Below are 24275 nucleotides of genomic sequence, written 5' to 3' on the forward strand. Positions count from 1 at the left end.
ATTGAGAACGACCATGAACAAGAACACCATGACCCAGTTGCTCGGAGGACTGCTTCTCCTGGGCGCCACAATTCTTCCCGCCCACGCCGGGGATGGCCATGACCACGGTGAAGCGCCCGCTACGCCCGCGGGAGTCGCATCCCCACGCTTTTCCGCCACATCGGAAACCTACGAACTCGTCGGCATCCTGAACGAGCGGAAGCTCTCGCTTTACCTGGACCACACGGCCGACAACAGCCCGGTCAAAGACGCCAAGCTGGAACTCGAAGTCGGTGGCAAAGCCGTTGCCGTGAACAATATTGGCGAGGGTGAATTCGAAGCCACGCTAGCTACGGAACCGCAACCAGGCGAACTCCCCATTACGGCGACCATCGTTGCAGGCAACGACTCAGACCTGCTGGCCGCAAACCTGGATATTCACTCCGAGGCTCATGCGGACAAAAACGCGGGAGCCTTGCCGTGGAAGCCTATCGCGGCCGGCGCGGCGCTCCTCCTGGCTCTTGGCGCAGCACTGCGCATAAAGCGCAATCGCGTTGTGGGAGGTGCAGCATGAACAAGGAGTTCTTCCCCCTCAAGCAAGGTGTTTGCATCACCTTGGCCGCTTTGGGCTTGGCATTGTCCGCTCCGGCAAGCTTCGCCGGTGACGGTCACGACCACGGGGATGCCCCGGCAGCAGTCAGCGGCAATGGCCCAAAACGCCAGCCGGACGGTCGCGTCTTCCTGCCCAAACCGGCTCAGCACCAGCTGGGGATACGGACACTGACGGTAACTGAGTCCGAACAACCCAAGGTTTTCGAACTGTCCGGCAAGGTCACCATGGACCCTAATGCTGGCGGCAAGGTTCAGGCCGCCCTGGCTGGGCGCTTGGCGGCTGGTCCGCAAGGACTGCCGGTGCTCGGTCAAAGAGTGCGTAAAGGGGACATCCTGGCTTACGTGATTCCGACCTCAGGGGCCATCGAACGCTCAAATCAAGTCGCGCAACAAGCCGAGTTGCAGGCGGCGCGCTCCTTGGCTGAAAAGCGACTGGCGCGCCTCAAAGAGCTTTCAGATACCGTCCCGCGCAAGGACATTGAAGCCGCCGAGAGCGAATTGGCTAGCCTGAGCGGACGCCTTCAGGCTGTTGCTGCTGGTCTGTCCAACCGTGACGCGCTCGTGGCGCCGGTTTCGGGCGTCATTGCATCCGCCAACGCAGTGGCCGGCCAGGTGCTGGAGGCACGCGAACAGGTCTATGAGGTCGTCGACCCATCACGTCTGCACATTGAAGCCTTGGCCTACGACAGCGCACAGGCCCAGAGTATTTCGAGCGCCTTCGTTGCGATTGGCTCGGAGCGCGTGCCTCTCAAACTGCTCGGTGCCGCGAAGAGCATGCGCGACCAGGCCTTGCCGATTGCCTTTGCCGGGCAATCCGACGCCCTCGCAAGCCTGGCGGTCGGCCAACCGGTAAAGGTCTTTGCCCAAACCACCCAGCGCATCAGGGGCATACCGGTACCGCTTGGCTCTGTCCTCAAAAATCCAGCCAACCAAGCAATTGTCTGGGTCAAGGAAGCGCCGGAGATGTTTGAGCCCCGCGTGGTGACGTACGAATCTCTGGATGGCACCTCGGTGACCGTGACTTCCGGCGTCAAGGCTGGCGAACGGGTGGCGACGCAGGGTGCGTCGTTCATCAACCAGGTTCGCTAAGGAGCAGCACATGTTCAAGTGGCTACTCGACAACAGTATGGCCAACCGCTTGCTGGTGCTTATCGCCAGCCTGGTATTGGTTGCTTACGGCGCTTTCACGCTTTCCCGTGCACCGGTGGATGTTTTCCCCGACCTTAACCGGCCAACCGTCACCATCATGACGGAATCCGGCGGTATGGCGGCCGAAGAAGTGGAGCAACTCATCTCTTTCCCCCTGGAGACCACGATGAACGGTCTGCCCGGTGTGGATAGCGTCCGCTCCAGTTCCAGCGCCGGCCTGTCCTTCATCTACGTAACCTTCGACTGGAGTACGGACATTTTCCGGGCCCGGCAAATGGTCTCTGAGCGGCTCTCCTCGATGGAACAGGCGCTGCCAGAAGGCGTGGTGCCACGCATGGGCCCCATCAGTTCAATCATGGGCGAAATCATGCAGGTCGCCATTCCCATCGACGTGCAGAAGATTTCGCCGATGGCCGTCCGCGAATACGCCGACTGGGTGCTGCGCCCTCGGATGATGGCTATTTCGGGTGTGGCACAGGTCATCCCCATCGGTGGCGAGGTTCGTCAGTTCCAGGTGCAGCCGAACACGGTGCGTATGGCCGAGCTGGGCATCAGCCATGACCAGCTAGAAAGCGCCCTCAAAGGTTTCTCCTCTAACACCTCAGGTGGATTCCTGGAGCTCAACAGCCGCGAATACCTCATCCGGAACATCGGCCGCACCTCGCGCCTGAATGACCTGATGGACCTTGCGCTGACCGCCAAAGATGGCCAGTCGATTCTACTGCGCCAGATTGCCGACGTGACCTTCGCACCGGCCATTAAGCGCGGCGATGCGGGATTTGAGGGCAAGCCTGCGGTCATACTGGGTATCCAGAAGCAGCCGACAGCCGACACCATCAACCTGACCCGGAAGATTGAAGAGGCGCTCGGTGACCTGAAGAAGTCCCTTCCGGCCGGTATGGACGAGCCGCAGGTAACTTTCCGGCAGGCGAGCTTCATCGAAGCCTCCATTTCGACCCTGCAAGGGAAGTTGATTGGCGCCTCAGTGTTTGTGGCGGTCATCCTGTTCGCTTTCCTCGGGACCTTGCGCCCGACCATCATTGCCCTGACCGCGATTCCGGTCTCCATCTTCATCACGGCATTGGTTTTCCGCTATTTCGGAATGTCCATCAATACGATGACGCTGGGCGGCTTGGCTATTGCCATCGGTGGCTTGGTGGATGACGCGGTCGTCGGCATCGAGAACGTCCTGCGGCGTCTGAAGGTGGACCGCGAGAAACATCCGCAAAGCCGTCTGCATCCGCTGGAACTTGTCAAGGCGGCGACCCTGGAAGTCCGTTCAGCCATTCTCTACGCCACCATCATCATCGTCCTCGTCTTCCTGCCGCTATTCGCCTTGCCGGGTATGGAAGGTCGTCTGTTCGTACCGTTGGGCGTTGCCTTCATCGTCTCTACACTGGCTTCGCTGGTGGTGTCAGTTACCGTCACCCCTGTGCTGGCCTTCTACCTGCTGCCCAGAATGAAGTCGTTGGAACACGGGGATACACGATTTCTGGCGTGGCTAAAAGCGGGATACCAAGGCAAGCTTCAGCAAGTGCTGCGACGTCCCAAGCCCGTGCTGGCCGCTGGTATGGTGGCGGTTGTCCTGGCGGCTATCGCCGTGCCGTTCTTTCCGACAACCTTCCTCCCGCCCTTCAACGAAGGCACCTTCCTTATCGGTATGCGCCTGAACCCGGGTGTAACCCTGGCTGAATCGGCCACCTTGGCTCGCCAGGCGGAAGTGCTGGTACGCCAAGTACCTGAAGTCACCCACGTCGGTCGGCGTAGCGGGCGCGCAGAACTGGATGAGCACGCTGAAGGCGTCCACGTCAGCGAACTGGACGTCGGCCTGGTCCCCGCTTCGGAAATGAAGCGCAGCGTTGCCGAGGTTCAGGCTGACATCCGAGCACGCCTGGTCAATCTGCCGGCGGCCATCGCCATCGGCCAGCCGATTTCCCACCGCATTGACCACATGCTGTCTGGGGTTCGCTCGCAAATCGCTATCAAGCTGTTTGGCGAGGACCTCGATACCTTGCGCGGCCAGGCCGATGCGTTGCGGGCCAAGTTGGCCGGCATTCCCGGCCTGGCTGACCTGGAGGTCGAGAAGCAGGTACTGGCACCGCAAATCAAGATACACGTGAACTACGCGGCCGCCGCCCAGTACGGCGTGCCTGCGCCGCAGATTTTGTCGGTCCTCCAGAGTCTGGTCGAAGGCGAGAAAGTTACACAAATCGTGGAAGGCAATCGCCGATTTGCGCTGGTCGTACGCCTGCCCGAGACTGCACGGTCTCTGGAAGGTTTGGGGCAAATCCTTCTGGAGACGCCCAAGGGGCGTGTGCCGTTGTCCAAGCTAGCGGCCATCGAGGATAGCGACGGCCCCAACCAAATCAGTCGGGATGACGGCAAGCGGCGTATTGTGCTCTCTGCCAATGCCCAAGGACGGGCGCTCTCCGATGTGGTCACTGACATCCGAAAAGTGGTGGCGGAGACGAAACTGCCGGAAGGATACTTCGTAACCTTGGGCGGCCAGTTCCAAGCCCAGGAAGAAGCCAGTCGCTTGGTAGGCATGCTGGCCATCGTCTCGCTAGTGCTGATGTTCGTGGTGCTCTACAGCCGCTACAAGTCGGTGACCCTGTCAGCACTCATCATGGCAAATATCCCGCTGGCCCTGGTTGGCGCGGTAGTTGGCCTGTGGCTATCCGGCCAGCCGCTGTCAGTGGCAGCCTTGATTGGCTTCATCACGCTGGCCGGCATCTCGGTGCGTAACGGCATTCTGAAGGTGAGCCACTACCTGAACCTGATGCGTATCGAAGGCGAACGATTCACGCCGGAGATGATTGTGCGTGGTTCGATGGAGCGTCTGAGCCCGGTGCTGATGACGGCGCTGGTGACGGCGTTCGCGCTGGCACCGCTGCTGTTCGAGGCTGAGCGACCGGGTACGGAAATCCTGAATCCGGTGGCGGTGGTGATTTTCTCGGGGCTGGTTAGCTCGACCCTTCTCGACACCTTCCTGACTCCGCTCATGTTCTGGATGTTCGGTCGCAAAGATGCAGAACGGCTCCTCGACGAAACCAATGCTGAAGCCTTTTAACCATTTCCTGAAAGGAACCCTAATGAAGCTGATTCAACTGCTTACCTCTGTCTCCCTGGCACTCACTGGGGCTGCATTTGCTGCTGACGGCCATAACCACGCTCACGAACACAAAGGTTTGCAGGGCGGTGTGGTTGCAGAGGCTAATCACCTCGATTTCGAACTGGTTGCCAAACCGGACACCATCAAGCTCTATGTTCGTGACCATGACAAACCGCTAAGTATGAAGGGTGCTTCCGCGAAGGTCACTCTACTCAGTGGTGGCAGCAAAACTGAAGTCGACCTGGCTCCAAACGGCGAGGTACTTGAGGCCAAAGGAACATTCAGCATTGCAGCAGGAGCTAAAGCTGTTGCGGTGGTGAGCCTACCTGCCAAGAAAGTAGCAACCGTGCGTTTCGTCGTCGAATAGTGCCACGGTCCTCCAAAAGCCCTCTTGTTCTCAGGAGGGCTTTTTGTTTTGCGGCGAGAGGTCGACGAGCATTGGCGTCTGCTATGTCCCAGATAGCTGATGTTGTCGCCGCCTTCCGCGACAGGCGGCAATGGGTCGATTCAAGTCAGTCAGAGTGGAACGAGCGCAGAGGTATTCCGACCCTCCACCACCATCAACGCAAACTCAAGCGTCCTCACTCCGTACCTGCCGCGCTCCGCTACGCTCGCTTGCCTCCTGGCTCGTTCGGCTTCGCCGGCCCGAGCCCAGGTTAAGTTCATTTTGAAAACCGATTGAGAGAATAAGTTGACGAGACCGCACTCCCTCATCGGGAGAGAATTAAACTCAGCCTAATGCGAAGCGCAGGTGGCTGGACTGTAGACGCTTGAATGGGTCGATACATCCGCCAAATAGTTGTATCAGTTTGGGGATAAGAACCGGGATGACGCGGTAGTGCAGCGGCGAGGGATAGAGGAAGAGGCTGGCGCCGGTCAGCACCGGCAGGAGCGCGCCGGCCGTGAGACCGAAACTGTGGAAGATGGGCAGCGCGTTGAGTACCTTGTCATCGACCGAAAAATCGATCACCGCACGCACCTGGGCAATGTTGGCGAGCACGGCCCGATGCGGCAGGACGACGCCCTTGGGCTTGCCTTCGGAGCCCGAGGTGAACAACACCACCGCCGGCGCTTCGGGCGAGGTCGGCAGCTCGAAGGCACGTGGCCGGTGGATCGCCCAAAGCATCAGCCAGAGTTTGTCACCCAGCCCGATGCCCGCCCGGATGTCCTCCAGATAGTGCAATTCGATGCCCTGCAAGCCGGCCAGTTTCTCGCCCAGCTTGGCCTGCTCGACAAAGGCACGCGAGGTCAGGATGACGCGGATTTGCGCCGCCGTGCACGCGGCCTGCATGGCCTCGGTGCCCGCCGTGTAGTTGAGCATGGCCGGCACCCGCTGGCGCGCGCTCAGGCCGAAGATCAAACCGATGGTCGGCACCAGATTGGGCAACAGCACGCCGACCTTGTCGCCAGGCTGCGTCATGCGCTCGACCTGACGACCGAGGATCAGCGCCATCTTGAGCAGATCTTTGTAGGCATACTCGATCTGCTTCATGTCCTCGACCAGGCGGCGCCCCATGCCGAAGATGTCGGCCGCGTCACACAGGGCGGCATACAAGGTCTGCTGCGGGCGGGAGGCAAAAATCATGGCCTGCATGAGCTTGCGCATCTGCTCGCCGGATTTGCGACGCCGCAATTTGGCCGTCGGCGCCGCCGGCATCGGGAAATGCGCGGCGGGCAGGACGGTCAGCCGGATTTTCGGGCAGAGCACCTTCGGATATTTGCCCGACAGGCGCGAAAAATAGGAACGCGATGCGCCATCCAGGCGGACCGGCACCACCGTTGCCCCGGTTTTCGCGGCCACAAACGCGGGGCCGTCGTAAACCTTCATCAGCGAACCGGTTTGCGTGATCCGCCCTTCCGGGAAAATCACCACCGGGCGCCCGGATTCGATCAGCCGGATCACCTTCTTCATCGCCATCGGGCTGGTCGGATCGACGGCCAGGTAGTCGACTTGCGAGAGCAGGAGACGGAACCACAGATTGTTGGCAATCCCGGTATGCACGACGAAGACCGGATCGACGGGCAAAAAGAGGCCGAGCAAGAGGCCGTCGAGGAAGGATTCGTGGTTGGCCACGACCAGCAGGCGATCCGCCGAGAAATCACGCTGGGCAAACCGGACTTCGACGCGGAACACGGCGCGGGCCAGCCCGCGCAGCAGGGGACGCAACAGGGTGCGTAAGCAACGGCGCAGCATCAGGTGTGATCCTTCACGTAATCCAGCACATGGGTAAAGGTCTCGGTCAGGGCGTCGCGGTTGATCCAGAACCAGACCTCCTTGCCGATCTTCTCGGAGGCCAGCACCCCCGCCTCATGCAGCACCTTCAGATGATGCGAAACGGTCGACCGCGCCAGCGTCGACACCTCGGCCACCTGGCCCACATTCAGACGCTCGCCCGGCTCGAACAGCAGCAGGATGCGCTGACGGTGTTCGTCACCCAACGCGAGGAAAATCTTGGACATCGCCGCCCACTGGGGGGGGATGGTTTGCTTGTAGTCGGATTTCATATCGATGATATTAGTTATATCGATATGTTTTTGTCAAGCAAACGGATGGCACACCGGCGAGCACTGCCTCAATGCGAGGCAGTGGTGCGCTTCAACCAGTTAAGCAAGGTCGCGTAGAGCTCTTCCGGACTGACCGGCTTGCTGAGATGTTCATCCATGCCGGCGGCCAGGCAAGCCGCCCGGTCTTCGGCAAAGGCATTGGCCGTCACCGCGACGATGGGAACATCGGCATTGAGGCTGTCTGCCCGGATGGCACGGGCGGCATCCAGGCCGTTCATGACCGGCATCTGCATATCCATCAGAATCAAGGCATAGCGCTGCTCACGGCACAGGTCCAAGGCCTGTTGCCCATGCTCTGCCAGATCCACCGACAAGCCGGCATCCTCCAGCAAAACGCGCATAACCTCTTGGGTAATCGGCTCATCCTCGACCAGGAGCACGCGCGTACCCGCATGGGCTTCGCGTAAAGCCCGTTCCGGCGCAACCCTCCGGGCTGGCGCAGGCACGGGCGCCACCGTCTCGAACCGACGGACAAGCGGCAGTTCAAAGCGGAAGCAACTCCCCTTCCCTAACGCACTTTCGACATGGATCTCGCCCCCCATCAGATGCACCAGTCGCTTGCTGATGGCCAGGCCCAGCCCTGTCCCCCCGTAGCGCCGGGTCATGCTGTTGTCGGCCTGCTCGAAGGGCCGAAACAAGCGAGGCAACACATCCGGCGCAATCCCGACCCCGCTGTCCGTCACCGCAAACGCCACCCGCACCCGATCCGCATTTTCCTCAACCAACCGAAGCGCGACCGAGACTTCGCCGGCCTGCGTAAACTTGATCGCATTCGTCACAAGGTTGAGCAATACCTGACTCAGGCGCAAGGGATCACCACGCAGCGGCATCACCGCCAGCGCGTCTGGCAGATTGACCGCCAGGGCAATCCCCTTGGCTGTTGCCGTGTGCCCGAGCGCGGCCTCCATCTGATCCAGGATGCCGCGCAAATCCAGCGGAACGGTCTCGATAACCATTCGATCAGCCTCAATCCGGGAGATATCGAGGATGTCGTTCAGGATGGCGAGCAAATGGTCCGCGGCGTGCCATGCCTTGTCCAGGAGGGCTTGGCTGTGTCCATCATCGATGCGACGCCGGGCCAGTTCAATCATCCCCATCACGCCATTCATCGGCGTCCGCAGTTCATGGCTCATATTCGCCAGAAAGGCCGTTTTTGCGCGATTGGCGGCTTCTGCAGCATCTTTGGCCAAAAGCAGATCCTGCGTGCGGGCCTCGACCAGCGCCTCGAGCCGGGTCTGATGCTCAAGCAGGGCATTTTTCATATGCAGGACCGAAGCGATGAGCGGCATGCGCGCAGCATCAGACAGATCATCGGCGGCGGCCGGGCGCCCTCCCTGCACGATCGACTGCGCGAGTGCAATCACATGCTGCGCTTCAAACCCCTCTCGGCGCAGCCAGATCGCCAGATAGGACATCATTCCGACAAAAGGCAGGAAATACGCCACATGCAAGCCGAACAGGGTCCAGAATCTCGCTTCATCGAAGACATAGATCGGCGCCCCCTGGCTTTGCGCATAACCGAGAACAAGATGGTGCAGATAGATAAAGAGGGTGGCGGCGCCGATCGTTCGCCAGTCGCGGTAATAAAGCAGCACGCCGATCAGCCCAAAGGCTGAAAAATGCGCCTCAATGTCGCCACCGCTCTGATGAATGATCAAGCCGGTAAACGCCATGAACGCACAGCCCATGTACACGCGGGTCAGCAAGGCACCGGGCTGCCGACGGGCCAGCCAGAGGGCAAGCAGCACGGTGGGGAGGCCGATCGCCAGGACCGCCACATAGCTGTCTCGATAGGGCGCCAACGCAACACAAACCAGCAGCAAAAACAGATTCATCCCGACCATGACGCGGTCAGCCCGGGAGCGGTAGGCTTGCAGCAAAGCGTCGTAGCTGGCTTCCCGTTCAAAGATGTGCCGGATCAGCATGCGCTCACCCCGGTACGCGACAGAGCATCCCCATCAGGGCATCTTGAAAGCCGAACCAGGCCAGCACGCCCAGCACATAGAGGCCCCAGAGCACAACCAGCATGGGTGGCCGGAGGCGTGGCCAACGCATCGAAAATCGGGCAAGCATCGTCTGCATGAATCCATCCTGACACCGCCTTCCGGCGCAATGAAACGTTTGGGCATGACTTTGGCGTTGCCCTTGAGAAATCAATCAGGGTGGGGCCACGCCAGGCAACCAGCGTCGATACAACTGCGCCAGTGTACCGTCTGCCTTCATCGTCTCCAATGCTTTGCGGCAGGCCTGCACAACCGGTTCGGGTGTACCCAGGGAGAGCGCCAGATAATGATGACTCTCAGCCACCCGGTAGAGGGGCACGAACTCCGAGGCATCAACACTCAGCTCTCGGGCAGTCACCTCCAGATTGACATCGTCGATGGCCACCAACGCGACCCGTCCCAAATGCAGCAACTGCAGCGCCTTGAGCGGGGTGACCACAAAATGGAGGTTCTTGAAGCCCGCGTTTTCCAGAATCTGCTGCAGGTACCAGTCGCGCGGCACGGCCAACTTATCGACCTTGGCCGCATCCTCCAGCACGCTGATCAACGGAAAGTCGCCCCGGCGTCCGTAAAGCATGCCCTGGGTCCGCACCAGTGGCCCGACCCAACGGAATGCCGCTTCCCGTTGCGGTGTACGGGCGGTCACAAACAGGCCCGTGTTCGGTGTCGTGAGCACGGTGCGATAACCCCGGGCCCAAGGCACCACTTCGATGCTCGCCTGGATACCGGCCCGCCGCATGATTTCCGAGACAATTGCGCTGCCCAGGCCGCTGGCACGCCCCGCCTCGCTGTAATTGATCGGCGGATATTCTTCGGTAAACAACGTCAGTTGCTCGCCCTTCGCCAGGCACGGCACACGCAACAGCAGGCAGACAATCGCCAGGATCGCGATGCGGCGCATGAGACTTCTGCCTGCCACGATGACTCCTTGCTGGTCGATAAGGGACACATTTATCACTTTAGTGACAAATCACACAGAGCGCTATATCGACATACGATGATACAGGGCCGCATGCATGCGCTATAGTCCGACTCCTTCCCCTGCAAGACTGCCCTGTCGTTTCCATGCACGCCTCCCGTTCCGAATACCTCGACCTTCCCGATATCCGTCTGCACATCCGGCGCTGGGGTAACCCGGACGCGCCCACGCTTTTCCTGCTGCATGGCTGGATGGATGTCTCGGCCTCCTATCAGTTCGTGGTGGACGCCCTCAAACGCGACTGGAACATCATCGCGCCCGACTGGCGGGGATTCGGGCCATCCCAATGGCTGAACCGGCCGTATTACTTCGCCGAGCACATTGCCGATCTCGAGGCCATTCTCGACCATTACGCGCCCGAAGGCGCAGTCCGCCTGGTCGGCCACAGCATGGGCGGGATTTTGAGCTGTCTGTATGCCGGCATCCGCCCGGAGCGCGTCGAGCGCCTGGTCACCCTGGACGGTTTTGGCATTGCGCCGACCACGCCGGACATGGCGCCGGCCCGTTATCGGCAGTGGCTGGACCAGACGCGGGACACGCCGCGTCTGCATGTGTATCCGGATCGCGCCGCCTTTGCCCGCCGGCTGATGAAAACCGACCGCTTTCTGAGCGCCGAACGCGCCGAGTTCCTCTCCCGGCATCTCGCCAAGATTGGCGAAGGCCAGAACAAAGCCGGACAGTTGCGCCACGGCGTGGTCTGGAATGGCGACCCCTGGCACAAGAATTTTTCGCCCTACCTCTTCCGCCTGGAAGAATCGATGGCCATCTGGAAAGAGATCCGCTGCCCGGTGCTCTGGGTCGCCGGTCGCGAATCCTGGATCGTGCGGGATTTCAACGAACGCCCGGGCGACTGGGAGCGCCGTCAGGCCTGTTTTGCCGATCTGACCGAACGCTGGATCGAGCAGGCCGACCACATGCTGCACCACGATCAGCCGGAAGCATGCGCCGAACTGATCGAGGGGTTTTTCCCCTGAACCGGCCACCGGGGCATTTTGCCGGCTGTCCGACGGTCGACCGTCGGACTGAGGCTAAAACCCGGCAGCCCGGCGGCATCAGGACTTGAGCAGTTCCTCGCGCGAGCCCAACCAGCGCTGCAGATGCCGCTCGGCCGCCTCGGGATGGTCTTTCAGCAAGGTTTCAGCCACCCCGCGCGCCTGCTCGACCAGCCCGGCATCGAGTTCCAGATCGGCATAGCGCAGCAGCGGCACGCCGCTCTGACGCGCCCCGACAAACTCGCCCGGCCCGCGTAGCTGCAGGTCCTGGCGGGCGATCTCGAAGCCGTCCGTGTTTTCAAAGATGATCTTCAGACGCTGCCGCGCCACCTCGCCCAAGGGGCCGGCATAGATCAGCACGCAACTCGATTCATACTGCCCGCGCCCGACCCGCCCCCGCAGCTGATGCAATTGCGAGAGACCGAAACGCTCGGCATGCTCGATCACCATCAGGCTCGCGTTCGGCACATCCACGCCCACCTCGATCACCGTGGTGGCGACCAGCACATCGATCTCGCCGGCCGCAAAGGCGGCCATCGTGGCCTGCTTCTCGTCCGCCTTCATCCGGCCATGCACGAGGCCCACCGTGAGCGCGGGCAAATCGGCCGAGAGTTGGGTAAAGGTGTCTTCCGCCGTCTGCAACTGCAGGGCTTCGGACTCCTCAATCAAAGGGCAGACCCAATACGCCTGGCGCCCTTCCTCAACCTGCTTTTTGACGAAATCGACCACATCGTCGCGCCGCGTGTCGGCCACCAGCCGCGTCTTGATCGGCGTCCGGCCCGGCGGCAATTCGTCGAGCACGGTCACGTCGAGATCGGCGTAATAACTCATCGCCAGGGTGCGCGGAATGGGGGTGGCGGACATCATCAGCTGATGCGGGTTGCTGCCTTTTTTGCGCAAGGCCAGACGCTGTGCGACCCCGAAGCGATGCTGCTCATCGACGATGGACAAGCCCAGGCGGGCGAAATCCACGCCATCCTGGATCAGGGCATGGGTGCCGACCACGAGCTGCGCATCCGCCGCGGCCGCCGCCAACTGCTCGCGCTTTGTCTTGCTCTTCAAGCTGCCGGAGAGCCAGGCCACCTTGACGCCCAGCGGCTCGAGCCAGGCGGAGAGTTTCAGGTAATGCTGCTCGGCCAGAATTTCCGTCGGCGCCATGAAGGCGACCTGCCAGCCTGCCGAGATTGCCTGGCAGGCCGCCAGAGCCGCGACAATGGTCTTGCCGGCGCCGACATCGCCCTGCAGCAGGCGATGCATCGGATAGGGCTGGGCCAGGTCGGCCGCGATCTCGGCCATGGCCCGCAACTGGGCCCCCGTCAGCCCGAAAGGCAGGCTGTCCAGCAAGCGTGCGCCGAGATCATCGCGCGCCACCAGCACCGGCGCCCCCTGCTCCCGGCGTGCCAGATAGGCGCGCCGCAGGGAAAGCTGTTGTGCCAGCACTTCATCAAACTTCATGCGCTGCCAGGCCGGATGCTGGCGACTCTCCAGCGGCGCCACATCCGCACCGGCCGGGGGCTGATGCAGATAGCGCAGACTGCGGGCAAAGCCGGGCAGTTTGAGCGACTGGCGCAGGCCGTCCGGCAAGGTATCCTCGAGCGGAGCATCGGCCAGCGCACGGTTGATCAGCTTTTGCAGGGCCGAATTGGCCAATCCGGCGGTCGACGGGTAAATCGGGGTCATTTCCGTCGGCAGGGGCTCGTCTTCCGACACCACGCGAAAGCGCGGATGCACCATTTCCAGCCCGAAGAAGCCCCCGCGGACCTCGCCAAAGGCCCGCACGCGCGCCCCCGTTGCCAGGGCCGCCTGCTGGTTGGGATAAAAACTGAAAAAGCGCAGGGTGATCTCGCCCGTGCCATCGCTGGCCTTGACGATCATTTGCCGGCGCGGCCTGAACTGCACTTCATTGTCCAGCACCACCACTTCCACCTGCAGCGCGACACCGCCCCAGGCACGACCGACCGGGGTAATCCGGGTTTCGTCCTCGTAGCGCAGCGGCAAATGCAGGAGCAAGTCGGCCTCCGTGTGGAGGCCGAGCTTGGCCAGCTTTTTCTTCAGCGCGTCACCGACGCGCAGGGGGCGAGGCTCAGCCAATCACCATCACCGCATCGGCCTCGACCAATGCGCCGCGCGGCAGTTCCTTGACGCCGACGGCAGCGCGGGCCGGGAAGGGCTCGCTGAAGTAGCGGGCCATGGTTTCATTAACCTTGCCGAAGTTGGCCAGATCAGTCAGGAAGACATTGAGCTTGACCACGTCGCCCAGCGTGCCACCGGCCGCCTCGGCCACTGCCTTCAGATTGTCGAAAACGCGAACGATTTGTGCATCGATGCCGTCTACCATCTGCATGGAGGCCGGATCGAGGCCGATCTGCCCGGAGAGGTACACGGTGTCGCCGACGCGCACGGCTTGCGAATAGGTTCCGATGGCGGCCGGGGCATTCGGCGTGGCGATGATGGTCTTGGCCATGAAGCAATCCTTTTCACTGACAAACGAAAACCTGAATTCTAGATGAACCCGCGCATCGAATCCCTGCAAAAAATGCTCAATGGCCCCCGCGACGGGGCCCTGCTCCGCTTTTCCCTAGGGAATGAGTTCATGAAGGAAAACGCCTGGCAGGAGGCTGCCAAAGCCTTTCATGCTGCTGTCGAGCGCGACCCCGGCTATTCCGCTGCCTGGAAAGGCCTGGGCAAGGCCTTGAGTGAGACAGGCGATCTCGCCGGCGCGCTGGCCGCTTACACGCAAGGTCTGGCTGCAGCCGAGCAGCGCGGCGATATTCAGGCCAGCAAGGAAATGGGCGTTTTCATTCGACGTCTGCAAAAAGCAGGGCAGTCGTAACAACTGCTTACAAGCGCTTACATCCTGCGGTCGGCGCCGACGGGCACTCAGACGTTATTCGGGCATGATCAACTGGAGTCATCCCATGAAAACCCGCCTGAAATCCGTTGCCCTGCTGACCCTTGTCGTCACGGGAACGCTACTCGGCGGCTGTACGGTCGTCCCGGCACAGTCGGGCGGGTACTATCGCCCGCCGACGGTCTACGTCGAAACCCGGCCGGTTTACCGTGTCGCACCGCCGCCGATGATCGTGTATCCCCCCGCTTACGACGGCCATCGCCATGGTCACGGGCGCCATCGCTGGCACGACCACGACGGTCACCGTTGGTGATCCTCAGCGGCGCGGCGCAACCAGTACGGAATCAATGCCAAGTTCGCGCAACTTGGCCTGTGCCGTTTCCGCTTCCTGGCGGGTCTTGAACGGACCGACCTGAACCCGGGTTTCCAGGGTGGAAGGAACACCGCTCAACGTGAGTTTCGCGTGCAATTCTTCCGCCCGTTGCGGGCTGTTGAAGACGCCGGCCTGCAGCACAAATCCGTTGAACAGGCGGGACAAACCGCTCGGCGGAATGACCGGGGCCTGACGGGTTTCAATGACCCGTGCACTTGGCTGACGCGTTGCCGGGGCAACCGAGCCTGTCTCGTGAATGGCGCGTTCGTCCAGCGGTACTTTCGGCGTGGCGGAGGGGGGGGCCGACGGCTGCACGGCAGGTGCCGGCTTTTGGACAACCGGCGCCACCGGTGCGGCAGCACGCTTTTCCGGACGTTGCGTTCCCCGTGGGTCGGCCATCACCTCGCGCGGCATGGCCGGCTGAGCAGCAGGCGCCGGGGCTGGCGGGGATGCCTCAACGGGCTTTTCGGCCACTTTCTCTGGCGGTTTTTCGGCAGGTTTCTCTGCGGCGGGCGCTTCAACGGCTTTTTCAGCCGGCGGCTCCGGCAGGTTTTCCGTCGGGGTCACCGGCTGCGATACCGGCTTTTTGGGGGCCACCGGCACGGGACGGGAATAGACGACAGCATCCTCGTCGTCGTCATGCGACGCCAGGTGATCGAAAAAAGCGAGCGCGCCCAGCAGGACAGCAACCAGGGTCCCGGCCACGGCCAGTCGTCCGATCAGCTTGCCGCGCAGGTCACGCCCGGCCTCTTCCGGTTCCAGGTCTGTTTTTTGTTCTGACATCTGTCGATCCATCATCCCTGGCTCTTGGCCAGCGCCACCACCAACTCGGCCTCGGCCCGTGCGATACCACAACGTTCGGCGATCATCGCGGCATCGTATCCGGCCACCGCCATCTGCATGGCATCACCGTAAATCGGCGCCACGGTCTGCCCGGCGCGCACATGCGCCAGTTCCCGGGTCATGTCCTCGCGCAGCGCGGCCAGTTCACCGCGCATGGCATCCACCTCTTCCCGCAATTGCAGCAGTTCCCGTTCCAGGCTGGCGTGCATGGCACGCTCAGCCATGTTGACGGGGGAAGGCACCGGCTGCGGCGGCGGGGTGTAACGCGGTTCGGGCGGTTCAGCGAGCAGCGCGTCCAGCGACGGGGCGGGCGTTTCGACGGGGGGCAGCGGTGCTGGCTCAGGCGTCACCACCGCAGACTCGCCGATCCTCCGCATGCGCAGCAGGAGAAAAACGATATACACCGCCAAGAGCAGCACGAGGCCGACCACGACCTCGCGCATACCGATGGCGATACCGGCTATCGTCCAGTGCAAGCCTTAGAACCCGACGGAATACTGCAACCCGACGATATGGGCATGGGCATCGTAACGACCGTTCAGGCTACCCTGCTGGATGCTGGGGTCCTTGACGTACAGGTAGCTGTAACCCACATCGACCTTGCCAGCCTTACCGGCATTCCATTGTGCGCCCAACGAGAGCCACAGACGGTCATTGTCCGGCACACGCGGGGAACGGTCGCCATCCTGCACCGGCGTACGGTCATACGCGATCCCGAATTTGTACTTCACGGCATCCGTCGCCTTGTAAGCAGCGCCCCAGGCGATCCGCCAGGAATTACCGTAGTTGAAGCGCTCGGAGGAAACCAGCGTACCGCTGTTCCGGTTGATCACATTCAGGGCCTGCATCGACTCCCAACGGGTGTAGGACAGATCGCCCATGGCTTCCCAACGGTCGGAAACCTGCTGCCACACCGACAGGATGAAGGTATCCGGCAACTTCACATCGGCACGCACCGGTGTCGTGCTGGTCTGGGTCGTCACATTCCCTTCAAGGACATGCTTCACGGCGGAGCGGTATGAAACCCCAACACGCATCGAGGGTGACAGCGTGAACAACGCACCGGCATTCCAACCCCAGGAATGATCATCGCCCTTGAGGACCACGTTACCGATTACCGGGCTGCCACTGTAACGCGTCAATTCGCCATCAATGGTCTGATAGTTCAGACCAAAGCCCAGGGAGACCTTGTCGTTGAGCTTGTAGGCCACGGACGGATTAAAATTGACCGTCTTGATTTCAGACTTCAGCGATTGAGTTTGCCCCACCCAGCCGCTGTTGTATTCCGTTGCCAGGCCGAAAGGGGCGCTGACCGAAAAACCGACCGTCCAGGCCGGCGACAATTGCGCCGACATATGGGCGTTCGGCACGGCCGCCCAACCGCCGGCATCGCCACCGGTATTACTGGCGCCTGCGTTATCGCGGTATTGGTAGCTCGGGCCAACGCCCGTGACACCGGCAGAAATATTGATCCCCGACAACTGGGTCAGGCTGGCCGGATTGAAGAAATTGGCGCTGGCGTTATCCGCGACGGCTGCCGAGCCGGCATAGGCTGTGCCCAGACCGCTTGCGTTCTGCTCCCAGAGCTGGAAGGCCGCAGCCGAAGCAGAGCCGGCGAAGGCCAGTGCCAGCAGGGCCGGCAGCGTGCGCAGGGTATTCTTGTGCATGAAGTTCTCTCCCCAAAGCGGGCTGGAATGGTTAACGTTCGGATTTTATTACATTTAGCTCGATTTATTGCGCCGGCAATGTGCGCTTCCCGCCGTGATCGTCGATGGCCACATAGGTCAGCTCGGCTTCCGTCACTTTTACGACGACAGGATGGGCGTAGTTGCGCTCGGCAAAGACCTCCACCCGGACCGTCACCGAGGTATTCCCGACACGGACGATTTCAGCAAAAAGACTGACGATATCGCCCACCGAGACGGGCTGCTTGAACAGGAAGGAATTGACCGAGACCGTGGCCACACGGCCGCGCGCACGGCGCATGGCGGGAATCGCACCCGCCACATCGACCTGGGCCATCACCCAGCCGCCGAACACATCCCCGTTCTGATTCAGGTCGGCAGGCATGGGCACCACACGCAAGGCAGGCTGGCGATCGGGCAGGGTCAGACGGTCAACGGTCATGATGGGCTCAAAATGAAATCCGGGCAGACATTCTCCCGGAAAGCGTGGGCTTTTCATATCCTACAGAAAGGAAACTTTTTGGCGACTACATCACCCCTGCAAGCTGAGCATAATCAGCAACTTGCCACAGATTATTCTTTCAAAAATTCGACATTCCTGCTGACCAGATAAGCACCATATAGTGAAATGGAGCCGCAAAAGAACCGGAAATGGACCAGAGGAATGCAGGATTTATGGCTATGCACACGTGCGCATAGCCATCCTTGACAGGTTTAGCGGATCAAGAATTTCGCGGTTTCCAGCCCCGGGAAACGCTCCTTCATCTTGGCCAGGAAGGCGACAACCTCATCTGTCGCCGGCACCAGATGCTCGACCGGCTGTTCCCGCGTCCCGTTCTTCACTGCCGAAACGGACGTCTTATAGCCCTGCAACGTCAGCCATTCAGCCAGTTTGCGCTGGCTGAGGTCAGCACCGTCCAGCCCCCACAGCTTCTTCTGGTATGCGCCCAGGAAAAACTGCTTGGCGACGGCCAGGTAACCCCCCTTCGTCAGGTTCTTCCGCCCCGTCCGGGGCCCCGATTCAGCAGTACTCGGCGCCGCCGGTTTGGCCCCCTTCAGGTTCGCCATCTTGAACGCCCGGTAGTACTCCCAGGTCTGGAAGTCTTCGAGGGTTTTCAGGCAGTGATCGTCCCGCCAGGCATCGAAGATCAGGCGGGTCGCCAGCGCCTCGTCGACGGTGTTCCAGGGTTCCGTATCGAATGCCAGATGGCTTTGACCGGTTCCGGCCATGGGGATCATGCGCGCGCTACTGGGAATCGGCCGACGCTTGAAATCGTACTCAAGGTTGATCCGGGTTTCCCGCGTTTCCGTTTGCAGATCGAGTTCCAGCGGCAGTTGGTCGCGCATCGACATGAACGACTCGTAGGTCAGCTTCTGGCCGGGCTGGCGATTGAGGGTCAGGTCGAGCATGAAGGCGTTTTCGTCCTTCACGTCCGGCCCGGGCTTGATGCCGCCCTTGGCGGTGACCGTCTTGTGATCGCCATCGGCTTCGACCGTGAATTGCAGGCGCGTCCGGCCGGCAAACAGTTGCATCACCTGATGCTTGTTTTCCAGCATGTGCGATCCCGGTGATACGCGATCCACCAAGGCCTGGAAGCGCCGGCACAGCGTCCCGGTCAAGTCCAGTTGATCGATCGGGCAGTCCACGAGGAAACCGTCCGTCGTTGCGCTGACTAATGTCGCACCCTTGGGGAGCTTCCATAGAATTTCACCGATGACGGCGCGGATGAAGCCACAGACCAGCGCGGCAACAGCTGCTTCGGACACTCGCGACGTGCCGACGACAACGCTATCCATTTCGCGAACGCCGAAGGCGCGTTTGCGCTTGAAGCCCTGGCCAGTCTTGCCGTAAAGGCTGTTGCCGAGCAACTTGACGAACTCGAAAGGCAGCGTTTTACGGGCATACGGGCTACGCATGTCGCGGATGAAGATCGCAAAGCTTTCAAACAGCCGATAGCCCTCGTCACCGTAATGCTCGGGCGGAAACGCCTGCTTGTCGGTCGCCAACAGGCCGTCCTGTGGCGCGTCGTTACCCGGTGTCTCTTTGGTTTTAGAACGATGCTTACCGGGTGCGGCTGCACTACGCGCAAACACCTTATCGCGCGCCATCCAGGGAATGACCAGCCCGTGCTTAATGATTAGCTTCGTGGCCCCCATTGCTTTCGCCAATTCGATTTCAGGGGCGGTGCAGAGCGATAGGCCGCGACGAGGAAACAGCAGGCCACGATCTTCCGTCGATACCGGCAGACAGGGGTAAGCCACATCTTCAGGGAACTCGAATTCGACCAAGGCAAAGCCGGCGACATGGCCGATGAAATCGGCGATATCCGTCGTCCAGCGCACGGCGTCGTAGTCCAGCACGAACAGGTAGGCCAAGGCCGTCAGATAAGCGCCGGAAAGGTCGGGATCGTAGAAGCGCCGGCGGTCCGTCGGGCCATAGACGAAACACTGATTGTGGCCACCAATAAAAACATCGGCTAGGAAGGGCTCCAGCCAGCGTCGGGCCTGTTTCGGGATGCGTTTTTTCTGGGAGTAAGGAACACCGCGGGTGTTGTCCCAGCGGGTGATCTGCTTGACCTCGTAATTCAAGGCCACGTTGAGCGCCACACCATCTCGCCGGATGCAACTTTCGCCGATGCGTACCGCCAAGCCACTGGCCGTGGCGGAGAGGTGCCGCATGTCGAGGCCAAGATGGCGCGTCGAGAACCAGATGACCCACAGCACGTACATGACGGCAATTTCAGCATCGCGCAGGCCGTAGGCTTCGAATTCCTCGCGCCATTCACGCTCAAAGCGGGTCATGTCCGACTTGTCATAGCCAGCCGGCAAGTCGATCTTGGGTATCCCCAACCAGTGTCCAATATTGGCCAGCGACTTGCCGGGTGGTGCCAGGCGGCTGGCGTCGATCAGGCGCAGACTCAGCAGATGCGGCTCGAATTCGTCACCGACAACGGACTGGTAACGCTGTTTCAACACAGCACGCCGCGTGGCCGACATCGGCAACTCGAACTTGGCAGCCTTGCCGACGGTGACCAGCGTCCCGCCCACGCCGTCGAGCTGCGGGCGCAGGTGCTTGAAGTCTGAGAATACGGTGATGTCCGCTCTCGTGAAAAACCCGCACAGCACCACCTCGGCAGGCCATTCCTCGATGGTGCCATCATCCAGGGCGGCTTCCAGCAGCTCGTTGATGACGTCGCCCAGGCGCGGACGCTGGCTCAGGATGTCGCCGTTTTCGATGTGAATGACCAGGGTCAGGACTTCACCCGTCGGGCCGATCAGGTAGAACTGGACGCTTAGAATGCGATTGCGCCCCTTGCGTGAGCGGGTCCATTCGGCGTCGAAGCCAATGAATACCCGCGCCCCTAGGCCGCGTTCTGGCCCCAGCTTGCGGTCGACGCGCCGGCGCATGGCGCGGTTGAGGTTGAACTTGCCCGTCTGGCGGGCCTTCAGATAGCGCTCTTTGTCGGTCAGCTGTTTCGGCCGTTTAGGCGCCAGGCCGCGTTTTTGGCGGGCCTCGTCAGTCAGCGAGTTTTCCATCAACTCGGCAAAGTAGCCGTCGCAGTAGGCCAGCAGCGCATCGTCGCTGGCCCGTTTCGGATTATCCGAATCAGCCACGGTGGTTTCATTTTTCATGCTTCATATCCCCCGTATAGGAATTGAAACCAGATCACAAAAAGAAAGAGCCGCACGGGGCGGCTCTTGTTTACATCAGCAGGAGGGGATCAGGCCGACTTCACCTCGCCGCCCGCATCGACCTTCTTCATCGAGCGGGTAGGCTGCGTTGCCGTTGCTGCCGGTTCAACGGATTGGGCCGGGTCCAGGTAGCTCCAGTCCGGCTGAACGGCATGCTTGGGATCGTTGATGATGTCGTTCAGGATCGTTGCAGTACGCATGAAATGATCGGTACGGACGGCTTCATCTTCGGCCAAGATGTCGATCCACCCGATGGTCTTGCCGCCGGCGTTTTGAATCCCGATGCCATCTTCGTAGATGGCGATACGCGCCATCAGCATGACGAGCAGGGAAGAGTAGTTGGGCAGCATCAGGCTGCGGATATGTTTAGCCATGGTGAATCTCCTTTAAGATATGGCTTGCTGTAACGTGGCGGCGGCACCGTTCTTGCCGGGAAGCTTGCCGATGCTGCCTGCCACACCAAACTGAGTGATCAGTGCGAGTCAGTTGTTTTCGTGGTCGTACTCGTACACCTCCTGTTCCTCGTCATCGTCGATGACGGCGTTGTAATCCATGTGTTCAGCCTCGTAATCGCGCTCATCGAAGTAGCGTTCCTGGTCCATCAGTGATCTCCTACAGATCGGGTTGAAAAAACTGAATGGGCGCGTGGCAAGCATCAGGCCGCCACCAGCCGAATATGATCCGGTACCACCAGACTGCGCACGGAAGGACGGAGGTAGGGCCGCCCTTTCGGGTCGAGGCCAAGGCGATGCGCAATGGCCTGCCCTGCCGCGTTGGCAGCCTGTTGCAAGCGGCTGTCGGTTGCCACCAGATAGAACTTTTCCGTCGTCCGCACGTTGGAATGCCGGAGCAGCTTGCTAGCGTCATGACTGGTTCCGCCCGGCGCTTGAACAACGGCGGTAGCGAAACCCCTGCGAAATGCATGCGACGTGATGCCGGTAACACCGGCCTGCCCGCACAGCTTGAGAAAGGCATGCCGGGGGTACCCGATCGGGCGATCACCACGCTTTGAGCCAAACAGATAGCGCCCGGTTGCCAGCGACTTGCGCCGGATCAGCACTGTCAAGGCGGCATCACACAGGTGCACTTCTTCGATCCGGCCGCTTTTCGTTTCACGAACGATCAACACTTTCCGGTTGACATCAAGGTCGCTGACCAGGGCGTACTGGAGTTCCCGGCTGCGCGTACCGGTGAGCGCTTGGACCAGGAAAAAATCGCTGTTGATGGTCGGCGGTCCTGACATCAGCACACGGCCGAGCTTCGCCAACTGCTCGTCGGACGGAATGACGAGAACGGGGTTTTCAACCCGGCGCATCTTGATGCGCGCTGCAGGGTTGTAGGCGATCAAGCGCAGAGCTTCCAAGTCACGGCAGATAAACTTGATCAAGGCCACATGTTTCTCGGCGCTGGCCGGCGTTTCCAGGCTGCGAATTTCCTCGACACCACGTCGTATGACAGGCTCGGTCAACGCGCTCAGCAACATCGCCCCCCACAGCCGTTTCACGTGCTTGGGGTACCGATATCGGTCATTGCGCAGTGACTTCTTGCCGTTCCGTTCGCTGTTTGGGAAGACATGTTCGATGACTGCTTGATCGAGAGTCATCCGATTGCCGATGCCTGGCAGAACGCCCATGGCAACGTCGTCGAGCAATTTCGCTTGCGCAGCGGCAGCGCCAGCAAATGACATTTCCGGAAGCGAATCGAGAATCGAGCAAGTCCAGTTGCCCGTCAGCGGATCAGGGTGGCGGACTCGCCACTTGAGCGTGCCGGTGTAGTACGCCTGGATCGCCAAGTCAGGTGCGCCGGGAATGCTGATCTGGACTTGGGGTTGGGGTCTCGCTCCCAACCCCGATTCAAATCTCTCCCACGACCGCTGATAGTCCCTGAGCTGAACAGCGACAGTAGAGGGCAGTTCGCTCAAGTACTGGAACGCGTTTTCGATCCGAAGGCTGGCCGGCTGCTTTGCACGTTGGCGGCGAGACATTGCTGAAACCGTGTTCGCATTGCCCGAGACACCACGGCCGCTCTCCCCCTGGCGATAGCTCGCCAGATCGATCACGGAGGCCGAAGGGCGGCTTACGCTATCGACGCGGAGCACGTCACTGTCGCTGAGCTGTTTACTTGATGTCATGGCGAGGAATGAAGACTATCGAGGAGAAAAAAGAAGGAATCGATGGCAGCCATGATGACCGATTTCTCCTCCATCGAAAACAGCGATTTTGAATTTTTTCGCTTGTAAGCCGATGATTTTATTGCGTATAAATTTCGCGAACGGGGTTGCTAGCACATTTTCGATGTGACATTACGCCCACGGAGGACCGCATCGAAAACCGCCATCACCCCGCGGAGGCCATCAAGGAGCATCGCAAGAACAGCGTTCGTGATCTACACTCGCAAAATGACTATGGATAGGCCGATTAGATGAATGCCATGGATAAAAACCGTGAATACTTTTCGCTTGAGTTACTCACGGGTAAAAACGCACCATCCAGGGCCAGAATGCTGTCCCTGGTCATTCAGGAGTTTCTGGCGCTAACGCTCATGTCGAATCGCGACCTGGCCAAGGTGCTGCTTGCCTATGGAAAAGCGCTCGGATTCCGCGAAGTCCTGCCCAAGTCAATCTACGACGAGTGGTTATCACGGCGTGCACAAGGAAAGCAGGCATCGGCCGACGTTGCCACAACGGCGGAACGGAAACGCTTACTCAAGCAGGTGCTGGCGTTGCGCGGTGAGGCCTATCACCAGATCGACGAGCAACTCGGCCTGAAGCCGGGCCATGTCGAGCACATCACGTTTCGCGCGCTTCCCGTCCAGGTCGAGAAAGTACAGTCACGGGATCATGGCCGAATGCAAGTCCTGCTGGTCGCTTACCACTTGGAGCAATGCTGGCTGCACGTGATGCTGACCGACCCCTGCCAAGGCTATGCTACTCAAAGCGGCAAGACGTCAGTGTCGTTGGCGGCCATGCTGACAACAGGCCAGTGGACAGACTTCGGGGGAAAACTGCGGGCCAGGCAGATGGCCACGGGCGGCAACGCGGACACACCGATCATCCTGCACGCCCCTAAAGGCAGCGGACTAGGTGCAGTGCTGTCACAGGCCGAGCAGTTCCTGGTTGCCGAAGACATGCCGGCATCACGCACGGACGGTCCCGTTCTGCGCATCAAGTTCAAGTTCAAGCATTCAGTGTCCAGACCCTTGGCGCAGGTCAGCCTGGCCGATCTGCTGCTGCCGCCGGTTGTCGATGACCCCTTGCTGAATGCGGACATGTCAGCCCTGCCTGACTTGACGAAGCTCAACCATCACCAGAAGGATACGTTGATCAATACGCTGTGGTCTTCGCTGACCTCGCTGCGTCAGCAGGTCACGCAATCCGGCCATGGTGAGGGCTTAGGTGACAACCTCGCCAAGTCCGAATGAGGTAAGTGGTAACCCCTCG

At 60.8% G+C, this 24275-nt stretch carries 22 protein-coding genes; 8 read left to right on the top strand and 14 right to left on the bottom strand.

Annotated elements, in window-relative coordinates:
* Window positions 1-13 precede the first annotated feature (13 nt).
* The 4 genes from AACO21_RS09710 to AACO21_RS09725 are packed head-to-tail and all read left to right on the top strand — an operon-like array spanning window position 14 to window position 5219.
* Complete coding sequence (locus AACO21_RS09710) at window positions 14-553, top strand: hypothetical protein (RefSeq protein WP_346192327.1); 540 nt, start codon at window positions 14-16, stop codon at window positions 551-553.
* Window positions 550-1680, top strand: coding sequence for an HlyD family efflux transporter periplasmic adaptor subunit (locus AACO21_RS09715; protein WP_346192328.1), 1131 nt, complete (start codon window positions 550-552; stop codon window positions 1678-1680). Before AACO21_RS09710 ends, AACO21_RS09715 begins: the two co-directional genes overlap by 4 nt.
* Window positions 1681-1690: 10 nt before the next feature.
* Window positions 1691-4810, top strand: coding sequence for an efflux RND transporter permease subunit (locus AACO21_RS09720; RefSeq protein ID WP_346192329.1), 3120 nt, complete (start codon window positions 1691-1693; stop codon window positions 4808-4810).
* Between the two features lie 22 nt (window positions 4811-4832).
* Complete coding sequence (locus AACO21_RS09725; protein ID WP_346192330.1) at window positions 4833-5219, top strand: hypothetical protein; 387 nt, start codon at window positions 4833-4835, stop codon at window positions 5217-5219.
* A gap of 363 nt (window positions 5220-5582) precedes the next feature.
* Here the strand turns inward: AACO21_RS09725 and AACO21_RS09730 are convergent, their stop codons facing one another.
* From AACO21_RS09730 to AACO21_RS09750, 5 genes are all read right to left on the bottom strand, one after another.
* Complete coding sequence (locus AACO21_RS09730) at window positions 5583-7046, bottom strand: AMP-binding protein (protein ID WP_346192331.1); 1464 nt, start codon at window positions 7044-7046, stop codon at window positions 5583-5585.
* Window positions 7046-7357 carry a metalloregulator ArsR/SmtB family transcription factor gene (locus tag AACO21_RS09735; protein WP_346192332.1) on the bottom strand — a complete coding sequence of 104 codons (312 nt, stop codon included), beginning with the start codon at window positions 7355-7357 and terminating at the stop codon, window positions 7046-7048. The genes AACO21_RS09730 and AACO21_RS09735 overlap by 1 nt, the downstream gene beginning before the upstream one ends.
* A gap of 68 nt (window positions 7358-7425) precedes the next feature.
* Window positions 7426-9342, bottom strand: a complete 1917-nt coding sequence (locus AACO21_RS09740) for an ATP-binding protein (RefSeq protein WP_346192333.1) — start codon at window positions 9340-9342, stop codon at window positions 7426-7428.
* A gap of 4 nt (window positions 9343-9346) precedes the next feature.
* Window positions 9347-9499 (bottom strand): hypothetical protein, encoded by a 153-nt coding sequence (locus tag AACO21_RS09745; RefSeq protein WP_346192334.1) that lies wholly within the window; start codon window positions 9497-9499, stop codon window positions 9347-9349.
* A 75-nt stretch (window positions 9500-9574) separates the two neighbouring features.
* Window positions 9575-10339, bottom strand: a complete 765-nt coding sequence (locus AACO21_RS09750) for a transporter substrate-binding domain-containing protein (protein ID WP_346192335.1) — start codon at window positions 10337-10339, stop codon at window positions 9575-9577.
* Between the two features lie 146 nt (window positions 10340-10485).
* Between AACO21_RS09750 and AACO21_RS09755 the strand changes: the two genes are divergently transcribed.
* The gene (locus AACO21_RS09755; RefSeq protein WP_346192336.1) at window positions 10486-11373 is read left to right on the top strand and encodes an alpha/beta hydrolase; all 888 of its coding nucleotides are present in this window, start codon (window positions 10486-10488) and stop codon (window positions 11371-11373) included.
* Window positions 11374-11451: 78 nt separating this feature from the next.
* Here AACO21_RS09755 and recG read toward each other — a convergent pair whose 3' ends face one another.
* Together recG and AACO21_RS09765 are read right to left on the bottom strand one after the other, a co-directional pair.
* A complete protein-coding gene (recG, locus tag AACO21_RS09760) occupies window positions 11452-13482 on the bottom strand; it encodes an ATP-dependent DNA helicase RecG (RefSeq protein WP_346192337.1) in 2031 nt (676 codons plus the stop codon).
* Window positions 13475-13855: a RidA family protein gene (locus AACO21_RS09765; protein ID WP_346192338.1), complete on the bottom strand. Its 381-nt coding sequence runs from the start codon at window positions 13853-13855 to the stop codon at window positions 13475-13477. Before AACO21_RS09765 ends, recG begins: the two co-directional genes overlap by 8 nt.
* A gap of 42 nt (window positions 13856-13897) precedes the next feature.
* Between AACO21_RS09765 and AACO21_RS09770 the strand changes: the two genes are divergently transcribed.
* Together AACO21_RS09770 and AACO21_RS09775 are read left to right on the top strand one after the other, a co-directional pair.
* Window positions 13898-14224 (top strand): tetratricopeptide repeat protein, encoded by a 327-nt coding sequence (locus tag AACO21_RS09770; RefSeq protein ID WP_346192339.1) that lies wholly within the window; start codon window positions 13898-13900, stop codon window positions 14222-14224.
* Between the two features lie 85 nt (window positions 14225-14309).
* Window positions 14310-14555 carry a hypothetical protein gene (locus tag AACO21_RS09775; RefSeq protein ID WP_346192340.1) on the top strand — a complete coding sequence of 82 codons (246 nt, stop codon included), beginning with the start codon at window positions 14310-14312 and terminating at the stop codon, window positions 14553-14555.
* 3 nt (window positions 14556-14558) lie between these two features.
* On the opposite strand, the gene AACO21_RS09780 is transcribed toward AACO21_RS09775, so the two are convergent.
* The 7 genes from AACO21_RS09780 to AACO21_RS09810 form a co-directional block, all read right to left on the bottom strand.
* Window positions 14559-15398 (bottom strand): SPOR domain-containing protein, encoded by an 840-nt coding sequence (locus AACO21_RS09780; protein ID WP_346192341.1) that lies wholly within the window; start codon window positions 15396-15398, stop codon window positions 14559-14561.
* A gap of 11 nt (window positions 15399-15409) precedes the next feature.
* Entirely contained in the window at window positions 15410-15934 is a 525-nt protein-coding gene (locus tag AACO21_RS09785; protein ID WP_346192342.1) for a DUF2802 domain-containing protein, read from the bottom strand.
* A gap of 3 nt (window positions 15935-15937) precedes the next feature.
* On the bottom strand, window positions 15938-17125 hold the full coding sequence (locus AACO21_RS09790) for an outer membrane protein transport protein (protein WP_346192343.1): 1188 nt from the start codon (window positions 17123-17125) through the stop codon (window positions 15938-15940).
* A 64-nt stretch (window positions 17126-17189) separates the two neighbouring features.
* Window positions 17190-17585: an acyl-CoA thioesterase gene (locus tag AACO21_RS09795; RefSeq protein ID WP_346192344.1), complete on the bottom strand. Its 396-nt coding sequence runs from the start codon at window positions 17583-17585 to the stop codon at window positions 17190-17192.
* Between the two features lie 272 nt (window positions 17586-17857).
* The gene (locus AACO21_RS09800) at window positions 17858-20776 is read right to left on the bottom strand and encodes a hypothetical protein (RefSeq protein ID WP_346192345.1); all 2919 of its coding nucleotides are present in this window, start codon (window positions 20774-20776) and stop codon (window positions 17858-17860) included.
* An 89-nt stretch (window positions 20777-20865) separates the two neighbouring features.
* Window positions 20866-21210 carry a hypothetical protein gene (locus tag AACO21_RS09805; protein ID WP_346192346.1) on the bottom strand — a complete coding sequence of 115 codons (345 nt, stop codon included), beginning with the start codon at window positions 21208-21210 and terminating at the stop codon, window positions 20866-20868.
* A 281-nt stretch (window positions 21211-21491) separates the two neighbouring features.
* Window positions 21492-22967, bottom strand: coding sequence for a tyrosine-type recombinase/integrase (locus tag AACO21_RS09810; protein WP_346192347.1), 1476 nt, complete (start codon window positions 22965-22967; stop codon window positions 21492-21494).
* A 290-nt stretch (window positions 22968-23257) separates the two neighbouring features.
* On the opposite strand from AACO21_RS09810, the gene AACO21_RS09815 reads away from it, so the two are divergent.
* Window positions 23258-24256, top strand: coding sequence for a hypothetical protein (locus tag AACO21_RS09815; protein ID WP_346192348.1), 999 nt, complete (start codon window positions 23258-23260; stop codon window positions 24254-24256).
* Window positions 24257-24275: the final 19 nt, after the last annotated feature.

The sequence above is a fragment of the Dechloromonas sp. ZS-1 genome (genome assembly GCF_039649255.1).
GTDB lineage: Bacteria > Pseudomonadota > Gammaproteobacteria > Burkholderiales > Rhodocyclaceae > Azonexus.